This window comes from Microcella sp. (assembly GCF_033763155.1).
Taxonomy (GTDB): domain Bacteria; phylum Actinomycetota; class Actinomycetes; order Actinomycetales; family Microbacteriaceae; genus Microcella.
This window is the reverse complement of record NZ_JANRKZ010000179.1, coordinates 1-3,973: the sequence shown is the minus strand read 5'-3', so window position 1 is coordinate 3,973 and position 3,973 is coordinate 1. Positions and strand designations below refer to the sequence as shown.

Below are 3,973 nucleotides of genomic sequence, written 5' to 3'. Positions count from 1 at the left end.
GCTGGCAGCTCGATGAGATTCGCGAGTCGCTCGAACGGTTCAACGTGCACTTCGACGGGTGGTGTAGCGAGCGGTTGCTGCACGCGGCCGACGCGACCTCGGGTCGCAGCCCGATCGACGAGGCCGTCGACCGATTGCGCGCGCAGGGCCACGTCTTTGACCTCGATGACGCCATTTGGGTGCGCACGACCGACTTCGGTGACGACAAAGACCGCGTCATCAAGCGGGGCAACGGCATCTACACCTATTTCGCGGCCGACGCGGCCTACTACCTCTCGAAGAGCGACCGCGGCTACGCCCACAAGATCTACCTCCTGGGCGCCGACCACCACGGCTATGTGCACCGCCTCAAGGCCCTCGCCGGGGCCGCCGGCGACAACCCCGAGACCGACATCGAGGTGCTCATCGGGCAGCTCGTGAGCATCAACGGCGCGCGGCTCTCGAAGCGTGCGGGTAATATCATTGAGCTCAATGACTTGCGCGAGTGGTTGGGCACGGATGCCCTGCGCTACTCCCTCGCCCGCTACCCGGCCGACTCGCCCCTGACGCTCGACCCCGAGCTCTTGCAGAAGCGCACGAACGACAACCCGGTGTTCTATGTGCAATACGCCCACGCGCGCACGCACCAGGTGGCGCGTAACGCGGCCGCATCCGGGGTGGATCGCTCGGTATTCGAGAGCGAGTTGCTCACCGACGAGACCGAGAGCGTGTTGCTCGGCTCGCTCGCGGAGTTTCCGCGCATCGTCGCGCAGGCTGCATCGCTGCGCGAGCCGCACCGCGTCGCGCGGTACCTCGAAGAACTCGCCGCGGCGTATCACCGCTGGTACGACACGTGCCGAGTGACGCCGCAGGGCGATGAGCCGGTCTCGAGCATCCACGGCACCCGCCTCTGGCTCAACGACGCGACCGGTCAAGTTCTCCGCAACGGATTGACCCTCATCGGCGTTTCGGCGCCGGAACGGATGTGATCATGAGCGACCCCACGAAACCCGAGGCCTCCGAGCCGGCGGCCGACGCGACCGAGGCTCCTGAGTCCACCGCCGACGCGACCGAGGCTCCTGAGGCCGACGCCGACGCGACCGCAACGACTGTTGCCGAACCCGTCGCGACGGAGTCCGAGCAGGCACCCCGCACGAAGCGGCGCGGCCTCGTCGCGATTCTCGTGCTCGTCGGCATCGTCGTCGTGCTCGGCATTGTCGCCGTCATCGCCGAGTCGATCGCGCGCCAGCAGGCGTCGGCGCTCATCGCGGATCAGGTGCGGTCGACGCTGCAACTCGAGGCCGATCATCCGGTCGACGTGACGATCGATGGTGTGTCGGTGTTGTGGCAAGCCCTCAGCGGTCGCATCGACAAGGTCACGGTCGACGCGGCTGACGTGTCGTTCGGTGAGCTCGTTGGTGACTTGACCCTGATTGCCGAGGGCACGCCGATCGACACCGCCCAGCCCGCCGATTCGGTGCAAGCCGTGTATCGCGTTGCCGAAGCCGATGTGGCGGCGCTCGCCGGATTCCTCGCCGGCTCGGTCGTCAACGATGTGCAGCTTGACGAGCGCGAGATTCGCTTCCAGACCGCCTTCTCATTCTTCGGCGTCGATTTCTCTGTCGGACTCGGCGTGACGCCTTCGGCACAGGATGGCCAACTCGCGTTCACTCCTTCGAGTGTCGTGCTCGGCGACGAGCGACTCGATGCTGCCGACCTGCAACAGCAATTCGGACCGATCGTCGAGCCTCTGCTCACCTCGCGCCTGTTCTGCGTGGCGCAGTATCTCCCGCAGGCGCTCGCGCTCACCGCGGTGCAGGTGGGCGACGAACAGCTCGTCGTGGTCTTCGGTGCCGAGAACGTTGCCCTGGGCGGCCCCGAGTTCTCGACGCTCGGCACCTGCAGCTAGGGGCGCTCGCGCAGGACGTGCGGCTTCGATGCACGTGCGGCTTCGATGCACGTGCGGCCTTGGTGCGCGTGAGGCCATGGTGCGCGTGCGGCCTTGGTGCGCGTGCGGTCTCAGTGCGCGTCCAGTCTCGGCGCGCGTCCAAGCACAGGGTTTGTTGCGGGGGACTCCCGAATTGCAGGAAGTTATGGAGCAAAGACGCTACATGTTCCTTCGATTCGGGAGGGAGCGAAGGGAGATGCCTCGCCGCTGGCGTGGCCGGAGCCGTGGCGCAGCCTCATGCTGCGGGGCGGGGCGGGGCGTGGCGTGGTGAGGTGCGGCGCCGCAATCCGCGCTGTGCGGGTGTGGCGACACCGCTGTGAGCCGCGCATCCGCTGACCGCTAAACTCGTACTCGGCTTCAGGAACCAAGCCGGGTTCGCTCGCCTCACACTCCCCAGTTCGTCGACCTGTGAGGTTTTCGTCGTGCTCGCCAACCCGCTCTCGCCGTCGTGGCTTGTGCCGCCGGCCGATGCCGCCGCGCTGCCCGCGCACGTGTGGCCGTCGAGCGCCGCGCGCACCGCTGACGGGCCCATCAGCATCGGGGGAGTCGCTCTCACCGAGCTTGCTGCCGACTACGGCACGCCGCTCTACGTCATCGACGAAGCGGATGCTCGCGCCCGCGCATCCCGAACCCGCGAGGCCTTCGACACCGCGGCTGCCGCCCACGGAACCACCGCCACGGTCTATTACGCGGGCAAAGCCTTTCTCTGCACCGAAGCTGCCCGGTGGATGGTGGCCGAAGGCCTCAACATCGACGTGGCCAGCGGGGGAGAGCTCGCGGTCGCGCTCGCCGCAGGCGTCGAGCCCGCCCGTCTCGGGCTGCACGGCAACAACAAGTCACTCGCCGAGATCGACCGTGCGGTCGGCGTGGGCGTCGGCGCGATCGTCATCGACTCGATGGTCGAGATCGAGCGCGTCGCCGACGCCGCCGAACGCCACGGGCGAGTGCAGGCGGTGCGCTTGCGCATCAACTCCGGAGTGCACGCGCACACCCACGAATACCTCGCGACTGCTCGCGAAGACCAAAAGTTCGGCATTCCGCTCTCCGATGCTCCGGATGCTGTCGCCGCCATTCGCGCTCGCCCTAGCCTGCGCTTTCTCGGGTTGCACTCGCACATCGGCTCGCAGATCTTCGCGGTCGACGGCTTTCTTGAGGCCGCTCGTCGGCTGCTGACCCTGCACGCGGCTCTTCGCGCGGGAGGAGACGTTCCCGAGCTCAACCTCGGCGGCGGCTTCGGCATCGCGTATCTCGAGAGTGACGCGGCACCCGCGATCGAGTTGCTCGCCGACGCACTGCTGGGCGCGGTGGCGTCGGTGTGTGGCGAGTTGAGCATCCCGATGCCGCGCATTGCGGTCGAACCAGGTCGCACGATCATCGGGCCCGCGGGCGTCACGCTCTATGAAGTCGGCACGACGAAAGACGTCGTCGTGACGGTCGACGAGAGCACAACGGCCGTGCGTCGCTACGTGAGTGTCGACGGCGGCATGAGCGACAACGCGCGGCCCGCGCTCTACGCGGCCGACTACAGCGTGGCCCTCGCGTCACGGCTCTCGAGCAGCGACCCCGTGCTCGTGCGCGTAGCAGGCAAGCACTGCGAGAGCGGCGACATTGTCGTGCGCGACGCCTACTTGCCGGGCGACACTGCCCCGGGTGACCTCGTGGCCGTGCCCGCGACGGGCGCCTACTGTTTTTCGCTCGCGAGCAACAACAACTACCTCGCGCGCCCCGCTGTCGTCGCCGTGCGTGACGGAGTCGCCCGCGTCATCGTGCGCGGCGAAACCGAGGCTGACCTGCTCAGCCGCGACGCCTTTGTGAACCACCCCGGAGCATCCACTCAAGGAGAAACGCTGTGATCGAATATCGCAACCTGCGTGTCGCCGTGCTCGGCGGCGGCAGCGTCGGATCGCAAGTGGCCGACCAGCTGCTGACGCACCGCGACGAGCTCGCTGCCCGCATTGGCGCCGGCATCGAGCTCGCGGGCGTGGCTGTGCGCAACCTCGACGCCCCACGCGACACGGCGATTCCGCGCGAGCTGCTCACGACCGA

Annotated in this window: 3 protein-coding genes and 1 pseudogene; all 4 read left to right on the top strand. The window is 67.8% G+C overall.

Annotation, left to right across the window (positions count from 1 at the left end; genetic code table 11):
* Positions 1–968 (top strand): arginine--tRNA ligase (gene argS / locus SFU54_RS07550; RefSeq protein ID WP_319015672.1); only part of this gene is annotated, 968 nt, incomplete at its 5' end.
* Between the two features lie 2 nt (positions 969–970).
* Positions 971–1,888: a DUF2993 domain-containing protein gene (locus SFU54_RS07545; protein ID WP_319015671.1), complete on the top strand. Its 918-nt coding sequence runs from the start codon at positions 971–973 to the stop codon at positions 1,886–1,888.
* A gap of 461 nt (positions 1,889–2,349) precedes the next feature.
* Positions 2,350–3,780 carry a diaminopimelate decarboxylase gene (lysA, locus tag SFU54_RS07540; RefSeq protein WP_319015670.1) on the top strand — a complete coding sequence of 477 codons (1,431 nt, stop codon included), beginning with the start codon at positions 2,350–2,352 and terminating at the stop codon, positions 3,778–3,780.
* Positions 3,777–3,973: pseudogene (locus SFU54_RS07535) on the top strand (homoserine dehydrogenase); the annotation flags it as partial. The gene lysA and the pseudogene SFU54_RS07535, both read left to right, overlap by 4 nt.